The sequence below is a fragment of the Mesocricetibacter intestinalis genome, assembly GCF_004363295.1.
GTDB lineage: Bacteria > Pseudomonadota > Gammaproteobacteria > Enterobacterales > Pasteurellaceae > Mesocricetibacter > Mesocricetibacter intestinalis.
The window spans coordinates 61,642-73,880 of record NZ_SNYQ01000006.1; the positions used below are offsets into that span (position 1 = coordinate 61,642).

Consider the following 12,239-nt stretch of genomic DNA (forward strand, 5'->3'; position numbering starts at 1 on the left):
AACTATTTCCCCGCCGCCTCTACGACCCGAACCGCAGCCTCGGTCAAACTATCCGCCGCAATAATATTTAATCCGCTTTGAGCCAGAATCCGACGGCCGTTTTGTGCGTTATTCCCTTCCAAGCGCACCACCACCGGGACGTGAATCCCGATTTCATCAACCGCCGCAATAATTCCCTCGGCAATCAGATCACAACGTACGATGCCACCGAAGATATTAACCAAAATCGCCTTAACCGCCGGATCGGAAAGGATAATTTTAAACGCCTCTGCCACCCGCTCTTTCGTCGTACCGCCACCGACATCCAGAAAATTAGCCGGTTTACCGCCGTACAACTTCACCATGTCCATAGTTCCCATGGCCAAGCCGGCACCATTTACCATGCAACCGATATTACCCTCTAATGCCACATAGTTGAGATCCCATTTTTCCGCTTCGGCTTCACGCGCATCTTCCTGGCTTGAATCGCGCATCGCCTTTAATTCCGGTTGGCGATACAATGCGTTGGAATCCACGACCATTTTGGCATCCAAACAAAGTAAATTTCCCTGTTTGGTAATCACCAGAGGATTTACTTCCAGCAAACTTAAATCTTTATCTACAAATAAATTTCCCAGACGGGTAAAGAGTTCGGTAAATTGGCGGATCTGGTTTCCTTCCAAGCCTAGTTTGAAAGCGAACTCCCGTCCCTGATAAGGCATAGCGCCGGACAGCGGATCGATAATTTCCTTGTGGATCAGATGCGGTTGAGTACGGGCAACCTCTTCGATATTCATTCCGCCCGCAGAAGAAGCCATAAATACGATGCGCTGCAGACTCCGATCCAATACCGCACCTAAATATAATTCCCGCTCAATCTGCGCGCTTTCTTCAATATAAATCGCATTTACCGGCTGGCCTTTGGCATCGCTCTGAAAGGTTATCAAAGATTTACCCAACCATTTTTCAGCAAAGGCGCGAGCTTCCTGCCCACTGCTAACCGCTTTGACCCCGCCCGCTTTACCGCGTCCGCCCGCATGTACCTGACATTTTGCCACCCATAGCTCGCCCTTTAGCTTTGTCGTCGCCTCTTCGGCTTCATCCGCACTGCGACAAACAATTCCGCGACTGACCGGCAGACCGTAGTCGGCAAAGATCTGCTTGGCCTGATATTCGTGTAAATTCATTTAATATCCTTTCATAATTAATTGCCCGGGAAAAGAAAAGCGCTTGGAGAAAATCCGCCGCCGGCAGCCCTTAGATTTCCAGTAACAGCCTTGTAGGATCTTCCAGTAACTCTTTAACCGTTACCAGAAAGCCCACGCTTTCTCTGCCGTCAATTAAACGGTGATCATAGGAAAGCGCCAGATACATCATCGGGCGAATCACCACCTGCCCGTCAACCGCAACAGGACGTTCCTTAATTGCGTGCATGCCTAGAATCGCACTTTGCGGCGGATTGATAATAGGGGTTGACATTAGGGAGCCGAATACGCCGCCGTTGGTAATGGTGAAATTTCCGCCGGTTAAATCTTCAACCGTCAGTTTGCCGTCCCGTCCTTTTTCCGCCAGGCGTTTAATTTCTTTCTCAATATCGGCCATGCTGAGTTTATCGCAATTGCGTAATACCGGGGTTACCAGCCCGCGCGGCGTCGACACCGCAATGCTGATATCAAAATAGCCGTGATAAATAATATCCTCGCCGTCAATAGAGGCATTCACCTCCGGATAACGTTTCAGCGCTTCCGTTACCGCCTTAACATAAAAGGACATAAAGCCCAGTCGGGTATCATGCTGTTTTTCAAATTTTTCCGCATAGGTTTTGCGTAGCTGCATTATCGGCTGCATATCCACTTCATTAAAAGTAGTCAGCATCGCCGTACTGTTTTTCGCTTCCAGCAAACGCTCGGCGATACGTTTACGCAAACGTGTCATAGGTACGCGTTTTTCCTCGCGTCCTGTTGGAACCGATGTGCCCTGTTTGTTCCCCCCGCTTTGGCTAGCGCTCGGATGCTGCACCCGAGCGTTATTCGCAGCGATTACCCGCTCGATATCTTCACGGGTAATACGACCGCCGACACCGCTGCCCTGAATATCTTCCGCATTCAGTTCATGTTCGCCGAGCAAACGACGAATGGCCGGGCTTAAATTATCATTAACCTTATCCTGAGTCAGACTGGCCTGGTAGCGATCCGCCGGGGTCAGTTCCTGTTTCGGCACTTCTTTGGTGGTTTGTTCCGCAGCGCCTACAGCTGCCACTTTACCTAATAACTGTTTACCGACCACTGTTGCGCCTTCGGGCTGAAGAATGGTTTCCAATATTCCATCATCAATGGCGGGAACTTCCAGTACCACTTTATCCGTTTCGATTTCAACGAGGATCTCATCACGTTTAACCCTTTCTCCCGTCTGTTTGTGCCATTTCACTACGGTCGCATCGGCAACGGACTCAGGCAAATCCGGCGTGATAATTTCAAAGCTGCTCATAATCATTTTCCTTTCTTTATTATTTCGTTAAACGGCTAAGGCTTCTGTTACTAAAGCGCGTTGTTGTTCGTTATGCAGCGACATATATCCTACCGCCGGTGAAGCGGAGGCCGGGCGTCCCACATAGCGCAGCGTCGCCTGCGGCGGAATATCTGCGCCGAAATTATGTCGGCTGCAATACCAGGCGCCTTGGTTAAGCGGTTCTTCTTGGCACCAAACATAATCGGTTACATGCGAAAACTCCGCTAAAATCGACCGCACTTCCTCATGAGGATAAGGATACAATTGTTCGATACGAATAATGGCTACGTCCGCCTGTTGATTCTCGCGGCGACGTTCAAGTAAATCGTAATAAACTTTACCGGCGCAAAATACCACGCGTTTTACGCCTTTCGGATCAATAGGATCGATTTCGCCGATAACGTTGCGGAATTTTCCGTTAATCAACTCTTCCGCGCTGGAAACGGCCAACGGATGGCGCAATAAGGATTTCGGTGCGATAACAATTAAAGGGCGGCGAATCTGACGCAACATCTGACGTCGCAGTAAATGATAAATCTGAGCCGGTGTGGAAGGCACGCAAACCTGCATATTTTGCTGAGCGCAGAGCTGTAAATAACGTTCCAGACGCGCCGACGAATGTTCCGGCCCCTGCCCTTCATAGCCGTGCGGTAATAAAAGCACCAATCCGCACATTCTGCCCCATTTCTGCTCGCCGGAGCTGATAAACTGGTCGATTACCACCTGGGCGCCATTGGCAAAATCGCCGAACTGCGCTTCCCAGATGGTCAGGGTTTTAGGTGCGGTCGTCGCATAGCCGTATTCAAAAGCCAGCACCGCTTCTTCCGTCAGCACGGAATCCCAAACTTCAAAATGCCCCTGATGTTTATGCAGATTTGCCAACGGAATATAGGCTTTACGTTCATTCATATTATGTAAAACCGCATGACGGTGGAAAAAGGTACCGCGCCCGGAATCTTCGCCGGAAAGGCGAATATGATGACCGTCGTCCAATAAGGTGGCATAGGCCATGGTTTCCGCCATACCCCAGTCAAATAATTTTTCGCCCTCCGCCATCAGACGGCGATCGGCGTAAATTTTTTCCACCCGGGCATGAATCGGGTGATCCGCCGGATATTCACATACCTTATGCGCCAGTTCTTTAAATCTTTCCGCATCAAAGCGACTTTCATATTCCGTCCATTCGCGGGTAAGATATTTTCCCCAATCCACCGCCGACATATCCATTTCACGCCATTCGGGGACGACGCATTCGCCGCGATCCAGAGCGTCGCGATAGCTATTGGTCAACTCTATAGCATCATTTTCCGTAAGCACGCCTTCACCAATCAGACGATCCGCATATACTTTGCGCGGCGTCGGATGCTGACGGATCAGGCGATACATAACGGGCTGCGTTGCCAGAGGTTCGTCCGCCTCGTTATGACCGTGGCGGCGATAAGAAACCAGATCAATAAAAATATCGCGCTTAAATAGCGTGCGAAATTCCACCGCCATTCGGGCGGCATAGGCCACGGCTTCGGGATCGTCGCCGTTAACATGAATCACCGGCGCCTCGATCATTTTGGCAATATCGGTGCAATACTCGGTAGAACGGGTATCCTTGGTGTTAGATGTGGTGAATCCGATTTGATTATTGATCACCACTCTAATAGTGCCGCCAACGCTGTAACCGCGAGTGGCAGACATATTCAGGGTTTCCTGTACGACCCCCTGTCCCGCCACTGCCGAATCGCCGTGAACCGTGATCGCTAAAACGCTGCCTCCCGCTTCATCTCCAAGCTTGCGCTGTCTGGCTCTTACCGAGCCTATAACGACCGGACTGACAATTTCCAAATGGGAAGGGTTAAAAGCCAGCGCCAGATGCACAATACCCGCATCGGTCATAAAATCGGAAGAGAAGCCCTGATGATATTTCACATCACCGGTTCCGTCGCCCTGGTGTTTGCCGGCAAATTCATCGAATAATTCCGCCGGTTTTTTACCCAGCACATTCACCAGCATATTCAGACGCCCGCGATGAGCCATGCCCATCACGATTTCTTTCACCCCGTTTCTGGCTCCGTGTCGGATAATTTCTTTCATTAACGGAATAAAGGCATCGCTGCCCTCCAGTGAAAAACGCTTGGCTCCCGGGAATTTTGCGCCTAAATAACGTTCCAGTCCGTCGGCGGCTGTCAGTTCGCGCAAAAAGGTCATTTTTTCATCTTGATTAAACAGCGGTTTATTTAACAGATTTTCCAGCTTCCGTTGCAGCCAGGTGCGAGCCTGCAAATCGTTGACATGCATAAATTCGAGCCCGATGGTACCGCAATAGGTATTTTTTAACCCATCGGCTAATTCTCTTAAGGAAATCCGTTCTTTATCATATACATAACCGCCGATATCAAATTCTTCGTCCAAATCCGCATCGCTAAAACCGTAGAATTTATAGCTTAAGGTCGGAGAAGGCATTCGTTCCCAGAGTTTCAAAGGGTCGAGATCTGCGTCTAAATGCCCGCGATTACGGTGGCCGTTAACCCATTGCAGCAATTTAACCAAACGTGCGCTGACATTGGGATCGATCACGCCGATACCATTTTGGGAATTATCTCGGGCTAAACGTTTAAAATAATCACGAACGGAGGAATGGGATTGTTCAGGAACTGTGGTTTTGGGAAAAGAATCGAAGGTTTTACGCCAACTTTCGTCAATGCTGTTCGGATCATGCAGATATTGTTCATAGAGCTCTTCAATATAAGACTGGCTTGCAGCACCGAAAGCCGTAGTTGATAACCATTGGTCGAACGGACTATTTTGTTGCATAAAAAGTACCTCGTTGTGCCTGTTATTTTTGCCATTATACATGGGAAATAACAAATAATCTTGTTCTATGCCGTTAGAACTTTCTTTTCTAACATAACGCCTTAACCCGTATTTTTCATTATATTAATTAACAAAAATATAACATTTTCCCGTTTCTTTGATCTGACTCACATTTTTTGTGGCTGTTTTTTTATTAGAGTTCCGCTATGCTAATCTGAGCCGATGTAAAACAAACTGCCGGATTGTTAAAACTACTGAGGCTTACGTTATACGGAGCAATTCTTTGCTAGATAGAAGGTTAAATTTTTTTTATTTTTTTCGAATGACAAGTAAAAAGAATATTATTATATTGAAAACTTATTACAACAAAAACAAACGCAATACGGCATAACGCTATAACCCTAATACCGCTGTTCCTCTTCCGGATTCTAAGGAAGGAAAGCGGTTAACTTAAAAATTAAATAATAATCTTAACCAGAAGGAAATACCTATGTCCGATTTAACCGCAAAACTCACGCTCAACGACGGCAGGGAACTCACTCTTCCCGTTCACAAAGGCAGTCTTGGCTATGATGCCGTGGATGTACAGGCGCTGGTGAAAAATCATCTGTTCACCTTCGATCCGGGCTTTATGTCAACCGCCTCCTGTAAGTCTTCCATTACCTATATTGACGGTGAGCAGGGGATTTTACTGCATCGAGGCTATCCTATCGCCGAACTGGCGGAACATGCAGATTACCTTGAGGTGGCTTATTTGCTGTTATTCGGCGAACGTCCGGATAAAACCCAGTATCAGGATTTTATCAAATTAGTGCGTAACCATACCTTGGTACATGAACAAATATCCCGCTTTTTCCACGGCTTCCGTCGCGACTCTCACCCTATGGCGGTTATGTGCGGGGTAAGCGGTGCATTGGCGGCCTTCTATCATGACGCTCTGGATATTAACAACGTTGCCCACCGCGAGTTGACCGCTATTCGACTGCTGGCCAAAATGCCGACCTTAGCCGCGATGTGTTATAAATATTCCATCGGTCAGCCTTTTATGTTCCCGCTGAATAAATTGTCCTATGCGGGTAACTTTCTGTATATGATGTTCGCTACGCCTTGCGAACCTTACGAGGTTAATCCGGTACTGGAACGCGCCATGGATCGAATCTTTATTTTACATGCCGATCATGAGCAAAACGCTTCCACTTCGACCGTACGTACCGCCGCTTCTTCCGGCGCCAACCCGTTCGCCTGTATCGCTGCGGGTATCGCTTCTTTATGGGGACCGGCACACGGCGGGGCAAACGAGGCCTGTATAAAAATGCTGGAGCAGATCGGCTCGGTGGATCGTATTCCGGAATTTATTGCCCGCGCCAAAGATAAAAACGATCCTTTCCGCTTAATGGGCTTCGGCCACCGCGTATATAAAAACTATGATCCGCGTGCGAAAGTTATGCGCCAAACCTGCTATGAAGTGTTGCAGGAGCTGAACATTCAGACCCCGTTATTCGATGTGGCAATGGAACTGGAGCGTATCGCCCTTAACGATCCTTATTTTATCGAGCATAAACTGTACCCGAATGTGGACTTCTACTCAGGTATTATCTTAAAAGCCATAGGTATTCCGGTGTCCATGTTTACCGTTATCTTCGCCTTGGCCAGAACCGTCGGCTGGATTGCGCATTGGAAAGAAATGTATAATCAGGGCAATATTAAGATCGTACGTCCGCGCCAGTTGTATGTCGGTCATGAACAACGTGTCTTCACCCCTATTGATAAAGCATAGACAATAAAACTAAACTAAAAAAACACCGCACTTTTAGCCGCCGGATTTCATCAAATCAATATTCAGGGGCAAATGCGGTGTTTTTTTATCTGTTATTTCATTCTGGAATTCTTGTCGTTCAGCGCTCAGCCGCACCGGAAATCCGTTCCTTTTCAAGAGCCGGCGCGCGCGGAGGTTTTCTTCTTTTATTGTAAAACAGCGCCAAAATAAAGAAGCCGGCCTGTAATAATACGATGGAAGGGCCGATATCCGCATTCAGATGGTAGCTGAGCAGAGTGCCCGCCAAGGCGGAGGTAAGCGAAGTGAGTACCGCAATCAGCATCATGGATTCAAAACGATTGGTTAACAGATAAGCGGTAATTCCCGGCGAAATAAGCATCGCCACCACTAAGATCACACCCACCACCTGCATAGCGGTAATAATGGTTAGCGCCAACATCACCAACAAACCGTAATACAATAATTTCGGCGATAAGCCCGCTACCCGAGCATGGCCCGCATCAAAACAGAACAGTAAAAAGTCCCGCCGCTTCAAGATAATCACCGTAAATACCAAAGCGGAAATTAGCGCTGTCTGCCACAATTCTTCGCGGCTGACCCCAAGCAGGTTACCGAATAAAATATGCATCAGGTGTTGATCGGTTTCCACTTCTACAAACAGTACCAAACCCAAGGCAAACATACCGGCGAATACGACTCCCATTACCGTATCTTCTTTTAATCTGCTGTTCTCTTTCAGATAGCCGACCCCTAATGCACAGCATAAACCGGAAATAAAAGCCCCTAACATTAAGGGCAGCCCCAGCAAAAAAGCCAGCACAATACCGGGCAATACCGCATGAGAAACTGCATCTCCCATCAACGACCAACCTTTCAGCACCAAATAGCAGGAAAGTACGGCGCAGATAAGGGCGACAATCAAAGCGGTAAGCAATGCCGTACGCATAAATGGAAAGCTCAGCGGCTCCATAAACCATTGGATCAGGCTCATTTTGATTCTCCTGCGAAATCCTGTCCTTTTGCTCCGCTCCGCTGACGGAAACACAGACCGTATTTCGGTGCGAAAAAGAAAGCAAGCAAAAACAGCAGGCTCTGTAGGCAAACGATTAATCCGCCCGTAGCGCCGTCGATAAAATAGCTTAGATAAGCACCCGCCCCGCTGCTAATAACCCCGAGAGCCACCGCGATAATAAGCAGGCGACTGAATCGATCGGTAAGCAAATAGGCGGTGGCGCCGGGCGTAATCACCATAGCGATAACCAAAATCGCTCCCACCGTTTGTAACGCGGCGACAATACAGGCGCTGAGCAAAGTGAAAAACAGAATTTTATAACGCAGCGGCGATAATCCTACGGCCGTCGCCTGGGTTTCGTCGAAAAAGACCAGGAGCAAATCTTTCCAGAATAAAATAAGGAAAAGTGCGCAAACCACAATGATAAATATAACCTGAAACGCATCTTCATCAGCGATGCCGAGAATATTACCGAGAATAATCTCCTGAACATTCACTGCGGTCGGATTCAAGGAAATAATAAATAAACCGGCGGCAAAAAAGGTACTGAAAATAAAACCTATCACCGCATCTTCGCGCAATTTGGTAACGGATTTAACCCAGAGAATGGCCAGGGCGGCCAGAATACCGGAAAAAAATGCGCCGAGGGCATAGGGTAAAGCGAGAGAATAAGCAATAGCCACACCTGGTACGACGGAATGGGACAGTGCATCACCGATTAAAGACCAGCCCTTTAACATCAGGTAAGCGGACATAAATGCGCAGATACCGCCCACCGCGGCACTGATAATAATCGCTTTCAGCATATATTCGTAGCTGAAAGGCTCTAATAGCAGGGCGATCATTTCCGGCGATTCTCCCCCTGTTCCGCCCCCCGGCAGTCCGGGCGCAGGCAGTTTTTAACGATAGGCGCCGGCGGATCCACTTTGGTTTGCCCGTAAAATACCGCCGGGCGTTCATCATCGGTAAGTACGGTAACGGCACGGGCATCTTCATCATCATGTAAATCGCTGCCCGACAGCTTAATGTGCCGCAGTACACCGCCGAAGACCAGTTCCAGATTATGTTGATTAAAAGTGGTCGGGGTCGGCCCGGTCGCAATTACCTTGCGGTTAATCATCACCACTTGATCGCAGAAATCCGGTACGCTGCCGAGGTTATGGGTGGACACCAAAATTAAATGCCCTTCCGACCGTAATTCGCCGAGTAATTCAACAATGGCATTTTCGGTTTTTACATCTACCCCGGTAAAGGGTTCGTCCAGTAAAATAATTTTACTTTGCTGCGCCAGTGCGCGGGCCAGAAAGACGCGTTTCTTCTGACCGCCGGATAATTCTCCGATTTGTCGTTCCGCAAGATGTTCGATACCGACTCGCTGCATGGCCTGTAAAACCTTTTGCTTATCCCTTTGCTGCGGAATACGCAAAAAATTCATATAGCCGTAGCGCCCCTGCATAACAACGTCATAGACGGAAATAGGAAACTGCCAATCCACATCTTCACTCTGGGGAACATAAGCCACCAGATTCTGCTTCAAAGCTTTGTTGATCGGCAGTTCACATAACAGTATATTTCCCTGCTGAGGACGAATAATCCCCATCAGACTCTTGAAAAGCGTGGATTTACCGCTCCCATTGACACCGACCAGTGCGCAGGTTGTGCCTCCGACCAGCTGAAAAGAAACATCATGAATAGCCGTATGACCGTTATTATAACGAACCGTAATATTTTCAACGCGGATAGAGGCAACAAGGGGCATTATTTTTCAAATCCTTCAATAATGGTAGAAACCGTAATATTTAATAAATCCAGGTAGGTCGGTACCGGGCCGTCCGCTGCGGACAGGCTGTCCACATAAAGTACGCCGCCATATTTAGCGCCGGTTTCCTTTGCAACCTGCTGCATAGGTTTAGGAGAAATGGTACTTTCGCTGAATACCACCGGAATCTTGTTTTTACGCACCAAATCGATAACGCGGCGAACCTGCTGAGGGGTACCCTGCTGCTCCGCATTAATCGGCCATAGATAAATTTCTTTAAGCCCGTAATCTTTGGTCAGATAATTAAAGGCGCCTTCGCTGGTAACCAACCAACGCTGTTGCTCAGGTACCGCAGCAAGTCTGGTGCGAAATTCCTGATCGGCACGCTTGATTTTTTCCGCATAGCGTCCGGCATTATCTTCGTAAATCGGTGCATTTTGCGGATCATATTTCACCAGCGCTTTTTTAATATTCTCAATATAAATCAAGGCATTGCTCGGCGACATCCAAGCATGGGGATTAGGCAGTCCCTTATAAGCCCCTTCGTAAATAGACAGAGGTTCGATACCCTCACTGACAATAACCGCCGGTTTATCCTGCATATTCTGGAAAAAACGTTCGAACCAACGTTCAAGATTGAGACCGTTCCATAAAATTAAATCTGCGGACTGAGCCTGAGCGATATCTTTCGGGGTCGGCTGATATTCATGAATCTCCGCCCCCGGTTTAGTAATAGAACGAACCTCGGCGGCATCACCGGCAATATTCTGTGCCATATCCTGAATAATGGTAAAGGTGGTAACCACTTTTAATTTAGCATGGCCCCATAAGGGCATGGCTGCCATAGATACAAGAAAAATATTTAACAGTAGCTTTTTCACTGGCGCTCCTTATTTATCCGAATGTTATAATCTACCGCAGCTATACTAAATGGATTTAAACAGGCTTTCAAGTGATAATGATTATCAATTTCAATATATTTATAAACATTTTGCCGGTTTCGGCAAACCGGCCAGCTTTGTCGCCTGCTTTGCCGGCCCTTCGGGAAACAGCCGTTGCAAATAGCGGCTATTGCCCTTTTCCGCCCCCAATTTATCCGCCATGGCCTTCACCAACATTCTAATGGCCGGCGAAGTTTTATATTCCTGATAAAAGGCGCGCACAAAATAAATCACTTCCCAATGAGCATCGGTCAGCTGCAGATTTTCACGCTCGGCTATAAGCCTTGCCACAGATTCATTCCATTGATTCAGATCGAGCAGATAACCCTCGGCGTCCGTTGCGATTTCCGAATGTTCGACTTCAAGCATATTATTTCCCGTACGAATTATACGAAAACGCCCCGGTAAAGGGGCGTCGGAATTATCTATTGATGCGATAATTAATCATCACCGCGTAAAATAGACAGGATATTCAGTAAACTGATGAACAAATTATAAATAGAAACGAACAGGCTTATTGTTGCACGAATATAATTGGTTTCACCGCCGTGAATAATGTTACTGGTTTCATATAAAATCGCCGCACTGGAGAAGATCACAAACAGGCCGCTGATGGCAAGATGCAATGCGGGAATTTGCAAGAAGATGCTGGCCACCATACCGATTAACAATACGATAAACAGCGAAAACAGCATACCGGACAGGAAAGACATATCTTTACCCGTGGTGAGCACATAAGCCGAACAGGCAAAGAACACCGCTGCGGTTCCGCCCAAGGCAAGCACCACTAAATCGCCCAGCCCGGCACCTATATACAGATTTAAAATAGGTCCGAGGGTATATCCCAAAAATCCGGTGAAAGCAAAGGTGGCGATAATACCAGCTCCACTATTAGCCAAAGAATTGGTTAGAAACAGTAAACCGTAAAAACCGACTAGCGTTACGATAATGCCCGGATGCGGTAACCCCAAGGACATGGAAATATAAGCTACAAAGGCGGAAAAAGCCAGGGTCAGAGATAACAGAAAATAAGTGTTACGCAATACCTTATGGGTACTTAATAACGAGGTCGATTGTTCTCTGGAATCAATAACAAGTCTAGACTGAGGCATAATTTAATCCTTAATAATTGTACATGATAGCAGAATGTTAAATTACTGTTTAAAGGGGTAAAAGTCAAAATGTTTTTGGTACGGATTGCAGCGATAATAAACAAAATGCGCAAATTATCGTCTTTTAATCCTAATGAGATAAATTTTAGTTTACTCATGCCGATAACTATATTATATTGCAGGCCGTTACACAACGGAGGAATGGTCGAGTGGTTGAAGGCACCGGTCTTGAAAACCGGCGAGGGTTTACGCCCTCCCTGGGTTCGAATCCCAGTTCCTCCGCCATTTAATCCTATTTGAACGCAGAGGAAACAAATATTCCGCTGCGTTTTTTATTATATTTTTT

General features: G+C 47.3%; 10 protein-coding genes and 1 tRNA gene. 2 read left to right on the forward strand and 9 right to left on the reverse strand.

Annotation, left to right across the window (positions count from 1 at the left end; all coding sequences use genetic code 11):
* Nucleotides 1–2 precede the first annotated feature (2 nt).
* The 3 genes from sucC to sucA all read right to left on the reverse strand — a co-directional run bounded on the left by sucC (nt 3) and on the right by sucA (nt 5,292).
* A complete protein-coding gene (gene sucC, locus EDC45_RS07820) occupies nt 3–1,166 on the reverse strand; it encodes an ADP-forming succinate--CoA ligase subunit beta (protein WP_133545168.1) in 1,164 nt (387 codons plus the stop codon).
* 70 nt (nt 1,167–1,236) lie between these two features.
* Nucleotides 1,237–2,472 carry a 2-oxoglutarate dehydrogenase complex dihydrolipoyllysine-residue succinyltransferase gene (gene odhB, locus EDC45_RS07825; RefSeq protein WP_424960666.1) on the reverse strand — a complete coding sequence of 412 codons (1,236 nt, stop codon included), beginning with the start codon at nt 2,470–2,472 and terminating at the stop codon, nt 1,237–1,239.
* A 21-nt stretch (nt 2,473–2,493) separates the two neighbouring features.
* Nucleotides 2,494–5,292 (reverse strand): 2-oxoglutarate dehydrogenase E1 component, encoded by a 2,799-nt coding sequence (sucA, locus tag EDC45_RS07830; RefSeq protein WP_133545172.1) that lies wholly within the window; start codon nt 5,290–5,292, stop codon nt 2,494–2,496.
* A 490-nt stretch (nt 5,293–5,782) separates the two neighbouring features.
* On the opposite strand from sucA, the gene EDC45_RS07835 reads away from it, so the two are divergent.
* Nucleotides 5,783–7,069 (forward strand): citrate synthase, encoded by a 1,287-nt coding sequence (locus EDC45_RS07835; RefSeq protein ID WP_133545174.1) that lies wholly within the window; start codon nt 5,783–5,785, stop codon nt 7,067–7,069.
* 118 nt (nt 7,070–7,187) lie between these two features.
* Here EDC45_RS07835 and EDC45_RS07840 read toward each other — a convergent pair whose 3' ends face one another.
* The 6 genes from EDC45_RS07840 to EDC45_RS07865 all read right to left on the reverse strand — a co-directional run bounded on the left by EDC45_RS07840 (nt 7,188) and on the right by EDC45_RS07865 (nt 11,893).
* Nucleotides 7,188–8,060 (reverse strand): metal ABC transporter permease, encoded by an 873-nt coding sequence (locus EDC45_RS07840; protein ID WP_133545176.1) that lies wholly within the window; start codon nt 8,058–8,060, stop codon nt 7,188–7,190.
* Entirely contained in the window at nt 8,057–8,926 is an 870-nt protein-coding gene (locus tag EDC45_RS07845) for a metal ABC transporter permease (RefSeq protein ID WP_133545178.1), read from the reverse strand. The genes EDC45_RS07840 and EDC45_RS07845 overlap by 4 nt, the downstream gene beginning before the upstream one ends.
* Nucleotides 8,923–9,840, reverse strand: coding sequence for an ATP-binding cassette domain-containing protein (locus EDC45_RS07850; RefSeq protein ID WP_166635121.1), 918 nt, complete (start codon nt 9,838–9,840; stop codon nt 8,923–8,925). Before EDC45_RS07850 ends, EDC45_RS07845 begins: the two co-directional genes overlap by 4 nt.
* Entirely contained in the window at nt 9,840–10,685 is an 846-nt protein-coding gene (locus EDC45_RS07855) for a metal ABC transporter substrate-binding protein (protein ID WP_133545256.1), read from the reverse strand. The genes EDC45_RS07850 and EDC45_RS07855 overlap by 1 nt, the downstream gene beginning before the upstream one ends.
* Nucleotides 10,686–10,820: 135 nt before the next feature.
* Nucleotides 10,821–11,150 carry a TusE/DsrC/DsvC family sulfur relay protein gene (locus EDC45_RS07860; protein ID WP_133545182.1) on the reverse strand — a complete coding sequence of 110 codons (330 nt, stop codon included), beginning with the start codon at nt 11,148–11,150 and terminating at the stop codon, nt 10,821–10,823.
* A 71-nt stretch (nt 11,151–11,221) separates the two neighbouring features.
* Nucleotides 11,222–11,893: a Bax inhibitor-1 family protein gene (locus EDC45_RS07865; protein WP_133545184.1), complete on the reverse strand. Its 672-nt coding sequence runs from the start codon at nt 11,891–11,893 to the stop codon at nt 11,222–11,224.
* A gap of 195 nt (nt 11,894–12,088) precedes the next feature.
* On the opposite strand from EDC45_RS07865, the gene EDC45_RS07870 reads away from it, so the two are divergent.
* A tRNA-Ser gene (locus tag EDC45_RS07870) sits at nt 12,089–12,178 on the forward strand.
* Nucleotides 12,179–12,239: the final 61 nt, after the last annotated feature.

Excerpts from the sequence above, each read along its gene's own strand:
- sucC (WP_133545168.1), bottom strand. The coding sequence starts at position 1,166 with ATGAATTTACACGAATATCAGGCCAAGCAGATCTTTGCCGACTACGGT.
- odhB (WP_424960666.1), bottom strand. The coding sequence starts at position 2,472 with ATGATTATGAGCAGCTTTGAAATTATCACGCCGGATTTGCCTGAGTCC.
- sucA (WP_133545172.1), bottom strand. The coding sequence starts at position 5,292 with ATGCAACAAAATAGTCCGTTCGACCAATGGTTATCAACTACGGCTTTC.
- EDC45_RS07835 (WP_133545174.1), top strand. The coding sequence starts at position 5,783 with ATGTCCGATTTAACCGCAAAACTCACGCTCAACGACGGCAGGGAACTC.
- EDC45_RS07840 (WP_133545176.1), bottom strand. The coding sequence starts at position 8,060 with ATGAGCCTGATCCAATGGTTTATGGAGCCGCTGAGCTTTCCATTTATG.
- EDC45_RS07845 (WP_133545178.1), bottom strand. The coding sequence starts at position 8,926 with ATGATCGCCCTGCTATTAGAGCCTTTCAGCTACGAATATATGCTGAAA.
- EDC45_RS07850 (WP_166635121.1), bottom strand. The coding sequence starts at position 9,840 with ATGCCCCTTGTTGCCTCTATCCGCGTTGAAAATATTACGGTTCGTTAT.
- EDC45_RS07855 (WP_133545256.1), bottom strand. The coding sequence starts at position 10,685 with ATGGCAGCCATGCCCTTATGGGGCCATGCTAAATTAAAAGTGGTTACC.
- EDC45_RS07860 (WP_133545182.1), bottom strand. The coding sequence starts at position 11,150 with ATGCTTGAAGTCGAACATTCGGAAATCGCAACGGACGCCGAGGGTTAT.
- EDC45_RS07865 (WP_133545184.1), bottom strand. The coding sequence starts at position 11,893 with ATGCCTCAGTCTAGACTTGTTATTGATTCCAGAGAACAATCGACCTCG.